Raw genomic sequence first — 15,568 nt, forward strand, 5'->3', positions numbered from 1 at the left:
TTGTTTTCCTGATTGGAAAAGAACTATGCGCCGGTGTGCGGCGTCCCGCAACAGAACGGGCAAGATTGGTGTCATGGCACGGCCGAACAAGCAGGTGGAACGGCGTCACGACATTATGGACGCGGCGATCACGCTCATCGAGCGACATGACCTGGCCACCCTCAAGCTGTCCGATGTCGCCGAGGAACTCGGGCTGACCACCAATGCGGTGCGCTACTACTTCAAGGACATGACGCAGCTGCTCTCGGAGCTGGCGCTGCGCTCCGACGTCCGGTTCTACGATGAGCGCCTCCAACTGCAGCGCACGTCCGGTGACGTGCGCGAGCAGCTGGTGCTGACCATGGCCGCCGGCCTGCCGACCGGACCCGAGGATGCCGAATGGCGTGCGATCTGGCGGGCGGTGCTCTCGGCCGGGTTCGAGCTGGACCAGCGTCGCGATGTGCAGGGCATCTATCACCGGCAGGTGGGGTTGTATGCCGACCTGCTGACCGCCGGTGCGCAGCGGGGCGTGTTCGGCCTGCGGCATCCGGCGCGCGATATCGCGATGACGATCATGGGGATGGAGGACTACTTCGGCTACCGCATCGTCGCGCGGGACCCGGACTTCAGCCGGGCGACCGCCTTGCGGCTGATGCGGCAGTACGCGGAGCTGGCGGTCGGGGTGGAGTTGCCGGAGATCGACTGAGGGCGATGACTTCCGTGGCCCGCGCAGGTCGATACCGGTGTGGAAAGGAGAATTCCGTGAGTGCGGAAGCCGACGTTCGAGACGTGATCACCCGGTGGGTCGACGGCATCAAGGCCCGTGACGTGGAGGCCGTCGTCGCCGCGCACGCCGACGACTTCGTGCAGTTCGACGTGCCGCCACCGTATGACGGTGTCCGCGGCGTGCCGGCCTACCGCGAAACCTGGCCGCCGTTCTTCGAATTCCTCCGCGGCGGAGCAGTTTTCGAGCTCGGCGAATTGATCATCGTGGCCGGCGAGGATGTCGGCTTCGCCTATGGGCTGGCGAAGTGCGGCCGTGCCGAGGATTTCGCGAAGAACCCGGACATCCGGCTGCGGATGACCGTGGGTCTGCGCAAGGTCGACGGCGAATGGCTGATCGTGCACGAGCACCATTCGTTCCCGATGACGGGGTAGCTCAGGTGTCACCCTGCGTCGGTACGGTGGGCCGGTGTTTGACGACCACCATGAACCCGATGACGAACTGGCCGACCTGATCGCCGAGGAGGAAGACGACGAGCAGACGGCCAACGGGTCGATGCTCTCGATTCGGAACGCCGACGGCGAGGAAGTGGTGAGCATCTTCGCCACCGGCGACGAATGGAACGTGCACCTGCAGCCCGGCGGATCGATCCGCAACGCGTTCCTGGGCAGCCGCGCGGAATCGCCGGTGTGGGTGAGCAGTGCGGACAGCGAGATCGAGCGTGACGAGGACGGGACGTACGTGATCCGGCTGGGCTGACGGCGGAGGATCGGTCGAGGTATCTGTCGCGGTCAGCGGATCAACTCGGCCGCCTTCTCGCCAATCATGATGGCCGCGGCGTTCGTGTTCACGGGCATGATCCGCGGCATGATCGACGCATCGGCAACGCGTAGACCGGTCAGCCCGCGCACCCGCAAGTCCGGTCCGACCACGGCGTCGGGCCCGATGCCCATCGCGCACGTGCCGACCGGATGGTAGTACGTGCTGGTGCCGTGAGCCAGGAAGGCCCGCAAAGCCGCCTCGTCGGCGGCGTCGACACCCGGCAGCACTTCGCGCGCTCGCCAGGGGGCGAACGGTGGGCCGGCGGCGATCTCGCGTGCCACCTCGATCCCGTGCACCATTCGCCGCACGTCGGACTCCACGCCGAGATAGTTCGGGTCGATCACCGGCGGGGTTTCCGGATCCGGTCCCGCCAGCCGGATCGAACCGCGTGCATCCGGCACCGTCGCGACCGCCAGTGTGAAGCTGTTCGGTGGTGCCGCCAGGTGCGGGGGATGGAACGGCACGTGGATGAACATCAGCTGCATGTCCGGGCCGGCCAGCGAATGGTCACTGCGCCACAGCAACGACGCCTCGGCATGGTTTGTCTTCGCGACCGGAATCGGTTGCGCCGCTTCGTAGACGACGCCGCACAGGGGGTGGTCGTGCAGGTTGCGTCCGACCCCGGGCAGGTCGTGGACAACCTGGACGCCCGTGGCGCGAAGTTCCGCGGCGGGTCCGATGCCCGACAGCAGCAGCAGGCGTGGTGAATCCACCGCACCGGCACTGATCACCACCTCCGCAGCGGCATGAACGGTCGTCTTTCGACCGTCGTGCACGAAATCCACTCCCGTACACCGTGTTCCCGAAAATCTCAGGGCGTGCACGCGAGAATCCGTCATGACCGTCAGGTTGGCCCTGCCGTGCACCGGGTGCAGATAGGCGGTGGCGGTGCTCTGCCGGATTCCGCCGGAGATGGACAGGTCGTGCCAACCGGCGCCCTCCGGTTGGCTGCCGTTGAAGTCGTCGGTCAGTGGGAACCCGGCCGCGGCCGCGGCGTCGAGGAACACCTGCGACAACGGATTTGCCACCTCGGCCGTGGCCGGTGCCGGAGTCATCGGACCGGCGGTGCCACGGTAGCGAGGATCCGCGTCCGGTACCGTCTCGATGCGCCGGAAGTAGGGCAGCACCGACTCGTAATCCCAACCGGTACAACCCGACTCGGACCATCGGTCGAAGTCGTTCGGGTGACCGCGCAAGTACACCATTGCGTTGATGCTGCCGCTGCCCCCGAGCGTGTGGCCACGGGGCCAGTTGTGGGCGTGCCCAGCGGTGCCGGCCTGGGGGACCGTGTCGTAGGAGTAGTCGACCTCGGTGCCCCACAGTGCCGGCCAGGCGGGTGGCGCGGAGATCTCGGGCAGGGTGTCGGCGGGCCCGGACTCGAGCAGCAACACCCGTGTGGTGGGATCCTCCGACAGCCGGGCGGCGATCACGCACCCGGCCGATCCGGCGCCGACCACCACGTAGTCGTACTCGGTGAATTCTGTCATCTGCCAATCACTTCCAGTTTGTCATCACGTAATCGTCCGGGCTGTGATGTCCGCGCCGACGGACTGTCCGGTGGTCACGAGGCGGTGGCGCGAGCGGCGTGACCGATGAGCTCGGCGACGGCGTCGGGGTGGGAGACGGTCACGGCGTGGGATGCGTCGATCTCCACCGAGTGTGACTTCGCCCGATCACCCATGAAGCGCATCGACTCGGCAGGGATCGCGAGGTCGGCGGTGGTGACCATATTCCATGACGGGATGCTCTTCCACGCGGCCTTGCTGGCCGGCTCGTTCAATGCGCCCTCGGTGATGGGCCGCTGGGTTGCCGCCATCAGCTCTGTGACCTCCGGTGCCACGTCCGCAGCGAACACCCGCTGGAATTCCTCCTGCTTGATGTAGAGGTCATCGGCCGTGCCGCCGCCCGGCAGCGGCACGGCGACGGTCTGCAGGGTGGGGCCGAGCTGGCCACCGGGGAACTTGCCGGCCAGCTGGGAGGTGCTCTCGCCCGGTTCCAGGATGAAGCTGGCGATGTACACCAGAGCCTTGACATTGGGATTGCCCGCGGCCGCCTCGCTCATGACCGATCCGCCGTACGAGTGGCCGGCCAATACGACCGGACCCGGCACACTCTTCAGGACACCGGCGACGTAGGCCGCATCGTCATGCAGCCCGCGCAGCGGGTTCGCCGCAGCGATCACCGGGTAGCCGTCCCGTTTCAGGCTCGCGACCACGCCGTTCCAGCTCGAGGAATCGGCGAACGCTCCGTGGACCAGCACCACGGTGGGCTTGACCGCCGCGGCGGGCTGATCGGGCGAGGCCGGTCGCTCGGCCGATGCACCGCCGCAGGCCGACAGTGCCAGCACGGCACCGGCGGTGATCGTCGTCAACAGGGATGTGAATCTCATTGATCTCCTTGGATTTCGACCGGGACACGGCTGTCCATCGGCGCCGTCGGCCCGCACAGACCACTCTCGTGCCCGCGGCGGCTGGGGGAATCAGTCATCCGACTGCCGACGTGCCGAGCGCGGATCGGCCGCGATGCAGTCATTCGACTCGACTGCATCGCCCCCGGTTGCCCACCGCCGGATAGTCGCGATATATTGCATATCGCTTGCCCATCGGTCGAAGCGCCGCCCAACCGGGCCCGGTGAGCCACGGCCATGAAGGGGGCGTCATGTGGCACTTCCTCAGCGAAAATGTCGCTGACGCAGTCGAAGTCGACCCTCGGCGATCAGTCGTCGGAGGCGTGCGCGTCGAGGGTCATCCAGTTCTTCCGGGTCTCCGTCGCGGCGGCGTCCGCGTCACCGGCCTCGGCAAAGGCGATGATCCGGGCATGCTGAGCCACCGAGTCGCGTCCGCGCAGCGAGGCGAACCGGATGCGCTCCACCCGCCTGAGCACCGGCGTGTACTGGTCGAGCACGGTGCGGACCGCCGCGTTCCCCGCACGGTCGACGAGAATCCGGTGGAATGCGTCGTCGGCCGCGACGGCAGCGACAACGTCTCCCGCTGCCAATGCCTCGGCGAAGGCGGCGTTGGCTGCCCGCATGCCGGCCAGATCGTCGGCGGTGAGCAGCGGTACCGCCGTGCGCGCCGCAAGCTCGTTCATCGCCGCCGTCACCGCCTGCGCGTCGGCGAGGGTGCGCGGGTCGATCGGGCTGACGATCGTGTACCGGCCGGGCCTCGTCTCGACCAGGCCGGCCGCGTCGAGGCGCGCGAGTGCTTCCCGGATCGGTGTCCGGCTGACGCCGAGCCAGGCACTGAGCTCGCCGTCGACCAGTCGCTCTCCCGGCTCGAGGGTCCCGTCGATGATGGCGTCGCGAATTCGCACGAACACGCTGTCGCGCAGCAATTGCCGCCCCTCAAGGGCGCTGGCAACGGGAACCGGCATACCCCATCATGCACCGTCGAACGCGTCCCGCGAACGTCGACCCGTCAACCGATCCCCACTCCATGGAACGAGGAATCATGTCCCTTGCCGACTTCGAGCGTTATCCCCTGCTCTTCGGCCCCAGCCCAGTCCACCCGCTGGAACGCCTGACCGAACATCTCGGCGGCGCGCGGATCTGGGCCAAGCGCGAGGACTGCAACTCCGGACTTGCCTACGGCGGCAACAAGATGCGCAAACTCGAGTACATCGTTCCCGACGCCCTGGCCAAGGGCGCCGACACGCTGGTCTCCATCGGTGGTTACCAGTCCAACCACACCCGTCAGGTGGCCGCGGTCGCAGCGCGGCTCGGGATGAAGGCGCGGCTGGTGCAGGAACGCTGGGTCGACTGGCCCGACATCGTCAACGACAAGGTCGGCAACATCCTGCTCTCCCGGATCATGGGCGCCGACGTGCGTCTGGACCCCGCCGGATTCGGTATCGGCATCAAGGATTCCTGGGAGACGGCGCTCGACGAGGTGCGCGCTGCCGGCGGCGTCCCCTACGGCATCCCTGCCGGTGCGTCCGAACATCCGCTCGGCGGACTCGGCTTCGCGAACTGGGCCTACGAGGTGCAGCAGCAGGAACGCGAACTCGGCGTCTTCTTCGACACGATCGTCGTCTGCACCGTCACCGGCTCGACGCACGCCGGGATGATCGCCGGATTCGCCGGCCAGGACCGGCCCCGTCGCATCCTGGGCATCGACGCGTCGGCGACCATCGCCAAGACGCGCGAGCAGGTGGCACGCATCGCCAGGCACACCGCCGATCTCATCGGCCTGGGCCGGTCGCTGCAGGACGACGAGATCACCGTGCTGGAAGGCTGGGCCGGTGACCGCTACGGCATCCCGGTGCAGTCCACGATCGACGCCATCCGGTTGACCGCCCGCCTGGAGGGAATGATCATCGACCCCGTGTACGAGGGTAAGTCGATGGCCGGGCTGATCGACCTGGTCCGGCGCGGTGACATCGTGCCAGGGTCGACGGTGCTCTACGCCCATCTGGGCGGGCAGCCTGCGCTCAACGCGTACGCGGGCGCGTTCGACTGACCGGGGCGTCCGGGCTCGCGTCGGCCGACAGCGCGTCGCGAAGCCCGGCCCGTGAGGACACACCCAGTTTGGGGAACGCGCGGTACAGGTGGGCGCCCACGGTCCGGTGCGACAGGTACAGCCGTTCGCCGATCTGCCGGTTGGTCAGCCCGCTGGCGGCCAGATGGGCGATCTCGAGCTCCTGCGACGTCAGCGTCGTCACCGACGGCTCCCGTGACGAGCGGTGGCCACCGGCGCGCAATTCCTGCCGGGCACGCGCCAGCCACGGCTTGGCACCTATGGCGGCGAAGCCGTCCCCGGCGACGAGCAGGTGCCGCTGCGCTCGCTGCGATTCCTTGCGTCTGCGCAGGGCTTCGGCATACGCCAGGCGGATGCGGCAGGCCTCGAACAGCCACCGGTCCGAGGCCGGGGAGGCCAGTGCTTCCTCGAGCGCGGCGTCGGCGGCCTCATGGTCGAGCACCAGCGCTGCCACCCCACGCTGGATGAGGTCCATTCGCGGTGACAGTGCTGCGATATCGGTGGCCCGCATGACATCCAGGTGGGCCCGAGCTTCCGCATTGCGACCGGTGCGTAGCGCCGCCTCGACGAGGTCGAACATGACCCAGGTGCACTGCGGGACATGGACGTTGAGGACGCCGGGGGCGCTGAGCGCAGCGGCGTGGCGGAAGGCGGCGTCGAAGTCGCCGGTGGCCGCCGCGGCGAGCGCACGGGGGTGGTGCGCATAGAGAAGGACACTGGTGGCGCCGCGCGGGCGTGCCCAATGGCTCATCTCGTCGGCCAGTGCGAACGCCTCGCCGTCGCGACCCCGGCCGGCGGCGATCACCGCTCGGTTGTATTGGAAGTACCACGTGAAGAACGTGAAACCGGTTGCGGTGCAGAGCTCTTGCCCTTCGTGGGCGAGTTCCTCGGCTTCGTCCCAGCGTCCGGTGAGGTAGTCGTCCAGGCACAGGTGCATCAAGGCGCCGATGTGTCTGCGCGGGGAACCACCGTCGCGGCCGTGGCGGACCACCCGCCAGTGCGCTTCGCGCGTGTCGGCCAGGCGGTCCAGGAAGACCGATGCCGCGCCGATCCGGACGATCCGCGAGGAGTCGGTCTCACCGGGGAGGGTGGCGAGGACGCGCTCCAGTTCGGGTGCTGCCGCCGCACCGGTGCGCAGCGGGTCGGCGAAGGTCCTGCTGGCCAGTGCCAGGATCTCCGGTGGTTCGGGGGTCAGCATCCGCAGTATGCGGAAGAACGACTCCCAATGGGTGGGCGTGCCCGCGTACCAGGAGAGCAGGAGCAGGGTGTGCATCGCCTCGACCAGTGCCGCGTCGTCGGCCCGGTAGCCGTGGTCGGCGGTCTCGATGGCGTCGAGGAGGAGTCGGTGTGCGGTGTCGACGGCGCCGCCGCCGTTGAGCATCAGGAATGTCGCGGCGTTCGCCGCGTGCAGCGATCCCGTCGCGTCAGGGCCGGCCCGACGAGCTTGGGTGAGAAGGGTTTCCGGGTCGCCGAGCGTGCTGCCGGACTCGGCGCCGATGTAGGCGGCCTCGGCCAGTCGGCGGCCTCGCGCCTGGGGTGTGGTGCTGAGATCGGCCGCCCGGACCAGTGCCGACACCGCGCCGCGCGGATCCCCGCGGCGCATGGTGCGGCGTGCCACCCGGTCGAGCACCTCGGCCGTCGCGTCGTCGGGGCCGGCCGCTGCCGAGGCCAGATGCCAGGCCTGCCGTTCCTGGTCGGCGTGCAGTGATCGCGCCAGGGTGAGGTGGGCGTGACGACGGTCCTCGTGGGTGGACATCGCGACGACCGTCGCTCGAATCAGGGGGTGGCGGAAGGTGATTCGAGCGGCGCCGTCATCGACATGGACGAGCTGCGCGTGCTCGGCCGGGGCGAGATCGGTGAGGCCCGGCTGCTCGCCGGCGACCTGACGCAACAGGCGGACGTCACCGGTGCCCTCGAACGCCGCCACGAGCAGCAGTCGGCGGGTGGCATCCGGGAGGGCCGCGACGCGGGAGGTGAACAGCGCCTGGAGGCGATCGGTCAACGGCACGGCGTCGGGCTGGTCGACCGGGGGCGGCATGCAGCTCAGCGGGTCGGGCAGTTCGACCAGGGCGAGCGGGTTTCCCTGGGCGAGTTCGAGCACCCGTTCCCGGACGCCCGGCGACAGGTGCGGGAAGCGGTCGTCGACGAGGCGTTCGGACGCCTCGCGGTCGAGTGGCTCGACCACTTGCTCGGCCAGTCCCCGGCGATCGAGTGGACACACAATGCCGGTCCGGCATGACATCACCAGACCGATGGGGTGACCCGCCACCCGCCGCGCGATGAAGCCGAACACCATGGCGCTGGCGCCGTCGATCCACTGGATGTCGTCGATGAGCAGCAGCAGCGGTTTGCGTTCCGCGACCGCTAGCAGGAGGGACAGCGCGGCATTGCAGACGAGCAGCGCATCCGGTTGGGGGCCGGGCCCGAATCCCAGCGCCACCACCAACGCATCGCGCGATCCGGGCGGAAGGCGGTCCACGTCGTCGCGCAGCGGCAGGAGCAGTTGGTTGAGCCCGGAATAGCCGACGTGGACCTCGAACTCCGAACCTGAGGCGCTCAACACGAGCATGTCTGCCGCCCGAGCCCGGTCGGCCGCGGCGGCGAGCAGGGCTGTCTTGCCGACGCCGGGCTGGCCGCTGACGAAGCGGGTATCGCCGCCGGTGCGTCGCACGCCCTCGAGGAAACGCTCGATCCGGTGCAGCTCGACGCCGCGACCGAACAGTTCCGCCATGCCCACCCCTCTGCTGCGATATATTGCATATCGCCGTGTCGGGATTGTCAAGAGCATGGGGCGGGAGCTGCCGGGTTCAACTGCTTGCCCGCTCGATCCGGTGCCCCAAGTCGTCCAACTCGTCGAGGACAAGGCCCGCTCCCCATACCTGGTCTCGCTTGCGGTCGGTCAATGGGCGTAGGACGCCGGCTTCGTGCAGGCGTTTGATTGCGGCGAACACGCTGCTGCGAGGTGCGTCGACACGCGATGCGACGTCGTCGGACGAAACGATGGGAGTCGACGGCAAGAGCCCTAATAGTTTGTCGGTCGCACTGTGACGCCTGATCGGTCCGACCATGTTGCGCCACTCGGCTGGGATCCGATCCAAATGCTCTGCCGTAGTGCGTGATTCGGCGGCGGCGGTCCTTGATGCGTTCGCGAATGTGACTATCAGTGGGCGTAGGTCGCCGGCGCGATAGGCGTCGAGCGCGCCGAAGTAGCGCTCTCGGTTTGCAACGAGTGCTGATGCCAGAGGGACGACCAGGTGTGTGGTTGCCCCCCTCCGTCGAAGGATGACGTTGATGAGCGCCCGGCCGATGCGGCCGTTGCCGTCGGTGAACGGGTGAATTGATTCGAACTGTGCATGCGCGATGGCGGCCTGGATCAGGGCGGGTATGTCAGTTCGGTTCGCGAACTGCATCAGGTCGTCCATGTACGCCTGCACCGTGTCCGGTGGCGGCGGAACGTACAGCGCATTTCGCGGCGAGTAGTCGCTTCCGCCGATCCAGTTCTGGACCGTCCTGATGTGACCGGCGTGCCGCCCCTCTGTTGGGTCATCTCGCATCAGCGCCTGATGTGCGCGCAGGACGGCGGACATCTGGATGGGGGTGTTTCGGTCGACGCTCTCGATCATGTCGTTCAGGGCCGTGGTCGCCGCCACCATCGAGACCGCACTCGAATTGCCTCGTCCGCCGTGGAGTGCGCGCGCGTAGTCGTCCACGCTCGCTTCGATGCGCTCGATCTTCGAAGACGCCACCGATTCTGTTCGAAGTAGGAGAGTGCCGAGCGCCGCGAGGTGAGTTCCGTGCGTGCTGTCGAGTCGAGAGATCTCGCTCATGGCAGCTTCGAGCTCGACAGCGATATCAGCAGTGATATCGGGATCGATTGTGGCGATGTAAGGGGGAAGCGACACGGTGACGGAACGAAGTGTCCTGTCTTCGCGCGTGCCGCCTCTCTGGGTCTGTGCCCAGGGGCGTTCCTCTGCGCTGTGGCGCGGCCACGCACCGTTGGGTCGCATCGACGTCTCCTAACTCGGACTAACGATAGCGTTAGTCCGAGTTATTGCGCTAAGTCGGACTTTGACCCGCGTTGGTCCGGGGTGTCGAGCGGCTAACCATCGGCGCAGGCGCTTTAGCCGCCGGAGGCAACGTTCGCATGGGACACCCGCGTGGCGAGATCTGCAGGACTCGGCTGGACCCCTTAATGACTACCAAAACCGATGGTGAACCGTTCGAACAGCTACTGGCGGCTGTGAAAAATGGAGCCGATGACGGGAATCGAACCCGCGTATTCAGCTTGGGAAGCTGCTTCGGCGTATCTCGAGTCGTTCGCTAGCATCCGCAACCCTCCGGAACTCGGCCTATGTATGCAGCTAGGCGGCTGTTTGTAGCCGATATCCGGAGACTTCCGGCGGGCTGCGACTTAGCTCTGTAGACCCTTGGTGACGGTCAAACCGCGGTCACCCGCGGCAAACGTCCGCGGACGTCTCCGCCCTGGCAGCATCCGACAGGAGTCTAAGGGACGGGTCTGCTCCGGGTTTAGTTGACTCGTGGGGTGTGAATTTCAGGCCGCGGTTGCGACTGGTGTGTGGAGCAGTTCGAACTCTATCGGGGTGAGCCTGCCGAGGGCGCGTTGCCGGCGGCTTCGGTGGTAGGTCCGCTCGATCCAGGACACGATCGCCAGCCGGAGTTCAGCTCGGGTGGTCCAGCGTCGCCGGTCGAGCACGTTGCGTTGCAGCAGGGCGAAGAACGACTCCATGGCGGCGTTGTCTCCACAGGCGCCGACACGTCCCATCGATCCGTGTAACCCGTTGTGCGACAGTGCGTGGACGAACTTCCGCGACCGAAATTGACTGCCCCTGTCGGTGTGAACGATCGTCGCGGCCGGTGAGCGCAGTGCCACGGCGTTCTCCAGGGCCGTCACCGCGAGGGTGGACTTCATGCGTGCGTCGATCGAGTAGCCCACAATCCGGTTGGAGTACACGTCCTTGATGGCGCACAGGTAGAGCTTGCCTTCGTCGGTGCGATGCTCGGTGATGTCGGCCAGCCAGACCTTGTTGGTGGCGGGGGCGCTGAACTGACGCGCCACGAGGTCGTCATGGACCGGTGGTCCGGATCGGCGGTTCAGTCCGCGCTTCTTGGCGAAGATCGACCAGATCCGCTCCTGGGAGCACAGCCGTGCGACCCGGTTCTCGCCGGCGGTGATCCCGCGTCCGGGCAATTCATCAGCGATGAACCGGTACCCGAAGGCAGGGTCATCGGCGTGGATGTCGCGGGCGGCGTTGATCAGGTGTGCGTCGTCCCAATCCCGCTGCGAAACGGGCGCTTTGCGCCATTTGTAGAACGCCTGGGTGGTGAATCCCAGGACCCGGCAGGTCACCGTGACGGGGATCCTGTCGGCGGCAAGGTCAAGGACCAGCGGGTAGGTCATTTTGGGTTGGCGTCCCGCGACAGGTAGCCGACCGCGCGGCGCATCACCTCGGCCTCTTGCTCGAGAAGTTTGATCCGTTTGTGCGCTTCGCGCAGCTGTGCGGCCATGTCGTCAGCATCGGATGCTGAGGCGGGCTGGCCGCGGCCATCTTCACGGTCAGCGATCTTGAGCCAGCGGTGCAGGCAGGCCTCCGAGATCCCGAAGTCTTTCGCGATCTGGCGCAACGGCGCCTCGCCCTTGCGGGCCACGGCGATGACATCAGCTCGGAACTCGGCAGGAAACGGTGTCGGCACGAGATTGATCCTTCCAGCAAGGACGAATCCTCACAGGTCAGGAGTCAACCAAACCGGGGGCAGACCCAGACCAATTCGACACCAAACGTTCTACAAAGCCGTTTTTGGCCCGCGGTCCGACGCGCCAATCGCCTTTGCGACGGCGATCCGGTGCAGCCGCCCCTGTTGAAGTTCCACGCGCTGCGCCATACGTACGCCAGCTTATGCGTCGCGGCGGGAATTTCGCCGCTCCATCTGAGTCGGTTCATGGGCCACGCGAAGGTCACGACCACTCTGTCCATCTACACCCATCGGTTCGATGACGATCACGCGGCGACGATGTCTGCGCTTGAGGCTATGAGCCGTCCAGTCGATACGCCGAATGTCGTGCCCATGCGTCGTCGTTAGCCTCCGGGGCCGGACCCCTGAGCGCTAGGGTCGTGCAATGTGACTGCGACCAAGGTCTCGGAGACGCCTGATCAGGTGCTAGAGCGCTTTCGACTGCCGGATTCCTCCGTGTTCATGGTAGGGATGTTCGACAAGGGCATCACGGTCCTGAGCCAGCAGGTGCGTGCACTCAACTTGGCCTGGGCGCTAGTCGAGTCCGGCGAAGTGCCCCTCGACCGGGCACCCGGTTCCGATCGTGATGGCCCTGACCCGTCGCGCAAGCACATTGCGGTCGTGGGAGGGGGTTTCGCTGGCCTGACCTTCGCGGCGGGCCTACTGAAGAAACGGGTCAACGCCAACATCACCGTATTCGAGCGGCGAGACACCGTACTGCCGCTGCAGCACGGTAGCGACTCGAGGTGGCTCCACCCGCACATCTACGACTGGCCCAGCCGGGGCAGTGAGGCCTACAGTGCCGCGCTACCGGTGCTCAACTGGACAGCCAGCAGGGCGTCCGACGTTGTCGTACAGGTCCTCAAGGAGTGGGCCCAGGTCGCCAGCACCGAACAACCGGCCCCAGAAAGCACCACCTCAGACCCGCCGTCAATCAGGGTCTTTTGCAATACCCGCCACATCCAGGTCGCGAATGCCGGCAGCACGCCGGCGATGACGGTCGAGTGGATCGGCGAGGAGCGTAAAGGAAGTGAACCGGCCGTCCCCGCCGCCGACCGGCCCACCGCTGTCGGAAATTCCGAGTCGTTCGACCTCGTCGTCCTGGCGGTTGGCTTCGGCCTGGAGTCAGGGGCGCGTGTGTTCTATTGGCGCAACGAGACGCTGGCACAACCGCACCTCGGACAGGCCCGCAGCACGTATATAGTCTCGGGCTCGGGTGACGGAGCGATGATCGACATGTTCAGGCTGCGGATCTCGCACTTCCGCCAAGACCGCATCCTCGCCGAACTCTTCTCCGACCACGAAGAGCTGCTCAAACGCTTACGCGCCCTCCATGACACGGCACCGACCGGCGCTGACTTCGAGCAACTGCGCGCAGTCTGGGAGGACCCGTCGCTGGCGACGTCGGCTAGCGATGTCCTGAATCGCCTGCGCGACCGGCTCAGGCAGGACACCACGGTGCTGCTGCGCGTGCGGAAACCCAGCTTCGCTAGGCTCTTCGTCGACAAGCGCGTCTCATTCCAGAACCGGTTACTCGCCTACCTCCTGTACCGGTGCGGGGCATTTACCCCTGTTACGGCAGTGAGGGAGGCCGACCTCAGTCGGCTGGCTAGGGAGCATCGCGTACCCGAAGAGCGCATCATCATCCGGCACGGCACCGAGACGGAAGCCGGCATGACCGACGTGCTCGAGGTTAGCCTCCGCGAAAAGGTCCGTCAGTGCTTCGAGAACTCCGGCCGATACCTGCAGGATGACGTCCCGGCTTGGTCGGGCGGCTACTTCGACATGCCCGGCCTCACCGAGGCCGAGGAGGGCACCGGACGCCGAGCGACGAATCAAGTGAAGGGCACTTGGCGCAAAGAGTATCTGCCCAGCCCCACCGAGGCGATCGCTACCGCCTTTTGCTCTGCGGTTTCCGCCTTTATCGCCAGTGCGACCGCACCTTCCAGACGGCTCCGGGTCACACTGCACCGCACACTGCTCTCCGGCGACGAAGTCGTCCTCCAGCAATGTTGCGACTACCAAGGGGTCGAAGTGTCGCCGGAGAGACGAGCGGGTCGCACGTTCCCAAGTCGCAACGGCACCATCGGTGCCGCTTTCTCCTTGGGACGCGTCGTTCGCACCAAACTCGGTGCTACAAAGGACGCGCTCGTGGCGGACATGGCGGCTATGAGTCTCGACGAGGCGTCACAGAATATGGCCATCGATGTGGCTTCGGTGGCGGCCATCCCTCTCCTCGGGCCCACCGATCGACAGTCCGGACACTCCTGGGATGTCATAGCGGTCCTCTATTTTGACAGTTATGACGAGGACGCATTCGTCGACGACGAGATGCTGGACGGGGTGATCCGTATGTGCGGCTTCTTCCTTGATTCGCTGCCCACAGTCACTCACACGATCGCTGGGCGAATAGCGAATACCGAATTCTGGGGATCCGCCAGGTCGCGCGACGACGAGTCGCAGGCCATCGACACGGCGAATTGGCAAGCACTTGAGCAGGCAGCCATGGATGCCCCGCGCACGGACAGCCTCAGGTACGTGAACTTCGACTTCTCTGAATTCACCCCAGTGGAGCAGATATGACCGTCCGGACACACGACCTAAAGAGCTGGTCGCGATTCTTCCGTCCGATTATTGCCGGTGAACGTGCTCACGAGTTGCGCCGCAATGACCGCGACTATCGCGTGGGAGACCGAGTACTTCTACGCGAGTACGACCCAAGCTCGCAGACCTACACGGGATCGTTCTGTGAGGCCGTCGTCACATCCATAACGTCGCGGGATGTTCCTTGCGCAGTTTCGGATCAAGGCCTCAACCCCGACTTCTGCATACTCTCGGTACGCGTGCTCTCCGTGTCTCCAGACCTTCGCGAAATCTCGGGTTCATTGCATGCCGCAACCTAGATACGAGGCCACGATCGGGCCGCCAGTCCGGAAGCGCGATCGGACGAAGTTTCTTCACGAGGGGGTGCTCGGTTCGGAGCGCCGTGCCGCATTGCTAGCCGGCGTCAGAGGTTGTCTGGCTTCCAAAGAGATCGAAAGTCAGACTGCGTGTCCAGCGGGGTTCACAATGCTGTCGATCAGCTGTTCTCGCCTTGCGCAAATCGCGTCCGCGATGATTCGCAGTGAGCGGAACAGCCATAGGTCAGCGTCGCTATCCTTGGCGTAATCCGCACTGGCCGTGTGGTTTACGCGCCCATCGTCTTGCAGCTGCTGTACACCGTCGTAGTTGTTTCCGCTGTGCACTGCGAGCGTCTTGCCGCCCTGGCCTCCGACTACGGAGAAAACCGGCACATCGCTCGGTCCATCCGCAATATAGATCATGTTGCTAATCGGAACCCGGCGTTCATCAGGTGCCATGCGGGCATTCACGTTGACATTCTCGAGTTTGTTTATGCCCTTGTTGATTTCGAATACGGCGCGCGTCTTAGTGGTGTTGTCAATCGTGTAGCCAATCTGTGTTAATGGGCCGTCTGGGTTGAAGCTGGACGGGTCGAGGAGGCCTTCGTTGGCCGTCGGCGGGTCCGGTAGCAACTCGCATGCCCAAACGCCATCTAGGTGTTCGAAAATGGGGTTTCCCTCGATCATCTGCCGGAGACCGGTCGAAACCACGTAGTGCTCGACCGAGATCAAGTGCTTCGCGTATCGCTCGTCCTGTGCAACGAAATCCCTTGTTCGTCTCATGAATTCAGGCATGCCGGGGGCTAACTCAACTTGGGACCCCAGCTCTCGCAGTAATCCGGCTCTTCACAGATGAGGGTGTAGAGGTGGTTGGCGCGTCGTTGCCGGGATAGAGGTCGAGGTCTCTCGAAAATGAG

Annotated in this window: 14 protein-coding genes and 1 tRNA gene; 7 read left to right on the top strand and 8 right to left on the bottom strand. The window is 65.8% G+C overall.

What is annotated here, in order from left to right; genetic code table 11:
- The first annotated feature begins 73 nt into the window (after positions 1–73).
- From AWB94_RS30865 to AWB94_RS30875, 3 genes are read left to right on the top strand one after another with little or no spacing between them, the layout of a single operon-like run.
- The gene (locus AWB94_RS30865; protein WP_109762347.1) at positions 74–685 is read left to right on the top strand and encodes a TetR/AcrR family transcriptional regulator; all 612 of its coding nucleotides are present in this window, start codon (positions 74–76) and stop codon (positions 683–685) included.
- Positions 686–741: 56 nt separating this feature from the next.
- Entirely contained in the window at positions 742–1,137 is a 396-nt protein-coding gene (locus AWB94_RS30870; RefSeq protein WP_062657636.1) for a YybH family protein, read from the top strand.
- Between the two features lie 34 nt (positions 1,138–1,171).
- Entirely contained in the window at positions 1,172–1,462 is a 291-nt protein-coding gene (locus tag AWB94_RS30875; protein WP_062657635.1) for a hypothetical protein, read from the top strand.
- Positions 1,463–1,494: 32 nt separating this feature from the next.
- Here the strand turns inward: AWB94_RS30875 and AWB94_RS30880 are convergent, their stop codons facing one another.
- From AWB94_RS30880 to AWB94_RS30890, 3 genes are all read right to left on the bottom strand, one after another.
- Positions 1,495–3,012, bottom strand: a complete 1,518-nt coding sequence (locus AWB94_RS30880; RefSeq protein ID WP_062657634.1) for a GMC family oxidoreductase — start codon at positions 3,010–3,012, stop codon at positions 1,495–1,497.
- Positions 3,013–3,086: 74 nt separating this feature from the next.
- Positions 3,087–3,914: an alpha/beta fold hydrolase gene (locus AWB94_RS30885; protein ID WP_084395250.1), complete on the bottom strand. Its 828-nt coding sequence runs from the start codon at positions 3,912–3,914 to the stop codon at positions 3,087–3,089.
- 326 nt (positions 3,915–4,240) lie between these two features.
- Positions 4,241–4,897, bottom strand: coding sequence for a GntR family transcriptional regulator (locus tag AWB94_RS30890; RefSeq protein ID WP_062657633.1), 657 nt, complete (start codon positions 4,895–4,897; stop codon positions 4,241–4,243).
- Positions 4,898–4,974: 77 nt separating this feature from the next.
- On the opposite strand from AWB94_RS30890, the gene AWB94_RS30895 reads away from it, so the two are divergent.
- The gene (locus AWB94_RS30895) at positions 4,975–5,982 is read left to right on the top strand and encodes a 1-aminocyclopropane-1-carboxylate deaminase (protein WP_062657632.1); all 1,008 of its coding nucleotides are present in this window, start codon (positions 4,975–4,977) and stop codon (positions 5,980–5,982) included.
- Here AWB94_RS30895 and AWB94_RS30900 read toward each other — a convergent pair.
- From AWB94_RS30900 to AWB94_RS30910, 4 genes are all read right to left on the bottom strand, one after another.
- Positions 5,954–8,731, bottom strand: a complete 2,778-nt coding sequence (locus AWB94_RS30900) for an ATP-binding protein (protein ID WP_064961324.1) — start codon at positions 8,729–8,731, stop codon at positions 5,954–5,956. The two genes, AWB94_RS30895 and AWB94_RS30900, sit on opposite strands and share 29 nt — an antisense overlap.
- A gap of 76 nt (positions 8,732–8,807) precedes the next feature.
- Positions 8,808–10,007 (bottom strand): Fic family protein, encoded by a 1,200-nt coding sequence (locus AWB94_RS30905; protein WP_062657630.1) that lies wholly within the window; start codon positions 10,005–10,007, stop codon positions 8,808–8,810.
- 241 nt (positions 10,008–10,248) lie between these two features.
- A tRNA-Gly gene (locus AWB94_RS35375) sits at positions 10,249–10,331 on the bottom strand.
- 221 nt (positions 10,332–10,552) lie between these two features.
- Positions 10,553–11,712 (bottom strand): IS3 family transposase gene (locus AWB94_RS30910; protein WP_109762345.1). Its coding sequence is split into 2 segments (ribosomal slippage): positions 10,553–11,421 and positions 11,421–11,712, totalling 1,161 coding nucleotides; the frame shifts between segments, so codons are not numbered across the junction.
- 150 nt (positions 11,713–11,862) lie between these two features.
- Between AWB94_RS30910 and AWB94_RS35945 the strand changes: the two genes are divergently transcribed.
- The 3 genes from AWB94_RS35945 to AWB94_RS36380 are packed head-to-tail and all read left to right on the top strand — an operon-like array spanning position 11,863 to position 14,654.
- Positions 11,863–12,099, top strand: coding sequence for a tyrosine-type recombinase/integrase (locus tag AWB94_RS35945; protein WP_062657627.1), 237 nt, complete (start codon positions 11,863–11,865; stop codon positions 12,097–12,099).
- Between the two features lie 39 nt (positions 12,100–12,138).
- Complete coding sequence (locus tag AWB94_RS30920) at positions 12,139–14,334, top strand: FAD-dependent oxidoreductase (protein ID WP_131805321.1); 2,196 nt, start codon at positions 12,139–12,141, stop codon at positions 14,332–14,334.
- On the top strand, positions 14,331–14,654 hold the full coding sequence (locus AWB94_RS36380) for a DUF3850 domain-containing protein (RefSeq protein WP_084395248.1): 324 nt from the start codon (positions 14,331–14,333) through the stop codon (positions 14,652–14,654). Before AWB94_RS30920 ends, AWB94_RS36380 begins: the two co-directional genes overlap by 4 nt.
- Before the next feature lie 138 nt (positions 14,655–14,792).
- On the opposite strand, the gene AWB94_RS30930 is transcribed toward AWB94_RS36380, so the two are convergent.
- Positions 14,793–15,446 (bottom strand): hypothetical protein, encoded by a 654-nt coding sequence (locus AWB94_RS30930; RefSeq protein ID WP_201029567.1) that lies wholly within the window; start codon positions 15,444–15,446, stop codon positions 14,793–14,795.
- Positions 15,447–15,568: the final 122 nt, after the last annotated feature.

The organism is Mycolicibacterium canariasense (genome assembly GCF_002101555.1).
Lineage (GTDB): Bacteria > Actinomycetota > Actinomycetes > Mycobacteriales > Mycobacteriaceae > Mycobacterium > Mycobacterium canariasense.

What these genes read in the sequence shown, in the direction of transcription:
- AWB94_RS30930 (WP_201029567.1), bottom strand. Translation starts at nt 15,446, where the DNA reads ATGCCTGAATTCATGAGACGAACAAGGGATTTCGTTGCACAGGACGAG.
- AWB94_RS30905 (WP_062657630.1), bottom strand. Translation starts at nt 10,007, where the DNA reads ATGCGACCCAACGGTGCGTGGCCGCGCCACAGCGCAGAGGAACGCCCC.
- AWB94_RS30865 (WP_109762347.1), top strand. Translation starts at nt 74, where the DNA reads ATGGCACGGCCGAACAAGCAGGTGGAACGGCGTCACGACATTATGGAC.
- AWB94_RS30900 (WP_064961324.1), bottom strand. Translation starts at nt 8,731, where the DNA reads ATGGCGGAACTGTTCGGTCGCGGCGTCGAGCTGCACCGGATCGAGCGT.
- AWB94_RS30890 (WP_062657633.1), bottom strand. Translation starts at nt 4,897, where the DNA reads ATGCCGGTTCCCGTTGCCAGCGCCCTTGAGGGGCGGCAATTGCTGCGC.
- AWB94_RS30895 (WP_062657632.1), top strand. Translation starts at nt 4,975, where the DNA reads ATGTCCCTTGCCGACTTCGAGCGTTATCCCCTGCTCTTCGGCCCCAGC.
- AWB94_RS30880 (WP_062657634.1), bottom strand. Translation starts at nt 3,012, where the DNA reads ATGACAGAATTCACCGAGTACGACTACGTGGTGGTCGGCGCCGGATCG.
- AWB94_RS36380 (WP_084395248.1), top strand. Translation starts at nt 14,331, where the DNA reads ATGACCGTCCGGACACACGACCTAAAGAGCTGGTCGCGATTCTTCCGT.
- AWB94_RS30885 (WP_084395250.1), bottom strand. Translation starts at nt 3,914, where the DNA reads ATGAGATTCACATCCCTGTTGACGACGATCACCGCCGGTGCCGTGCTG.